A 614-nucleotide genomic window follows, 5' to 3' on the forward strand; every position below is an offset into this window, starting at 1 on the left:
ACCGGTATCCCGGTAGCCTGGGTACTCGGGGGGATCGGTGTAATTTTTGCCGGTATCGGTTACCTGGCTGATATGTACATGGACACCATGACCGGACTGGATTACACCACGCTGGGGCTGGTCGTTAACCGTCTTTGGAAGATCATGGATAACTGGATATTGGTAGCGTTGCCGATGTTCATCTTCATGGGAATCATGCTGGATAAGTCCGGCGTTGCTGAGCGCCTGATGCAATCCATGCAGGAGCTGTTCGGTCGCGTCCGCGGCGGTCTGGCGATCACGGTTACTGCGATCGGTATTATCCTGGCGGCGTCCACCGGCATCATCGGTGCCTCGGTTGTACTGCTGGCGGTCATGTCCCTGCCCTCTATGACCAAGCAGGGGTACGCCATGCCGCTGGCGCTGGGCACCATCGCCTCCGCCGGTACCCTGGGCATCCTGATCCCGCCAAGCATCATGCTGGTGATCATGGCGGACCAGCTGGGTCTGTCCGTGGGTGATCTGTTCATGGGAGCCGTCATCCCGGGCCTGATGCTGGGTGCGTTCTACATCCTGTACATTCTGATCACCGGTTTCGTAAAGCCGGAGGCGGCACCCATTCCACCAGACGCCAA

The 614-nt window shown here is 58.8% G+C and carries 1 protein-coding gene; it reads left to right on the plus strand.

All coding sequences use genetic code 11. The features are described from left to right. The coding region (locus QKW35_RS21380; protein ID WP_282356395.1) for a TRAP transporter large permease subunit at positions 1-614 on the plus strand (614 nt) is incomplete at both ends.

Origin of the sequence: Pontibacterium granulatum, from assembly GCF_029961155.1 — a bacterium.
Lineage (GTDB): Bacteria > Pseudomonadota > Gammaproteobacteria > Pseudomonadales > Balneatricaceae > Pontibacterium > Pontibacterium granulatum.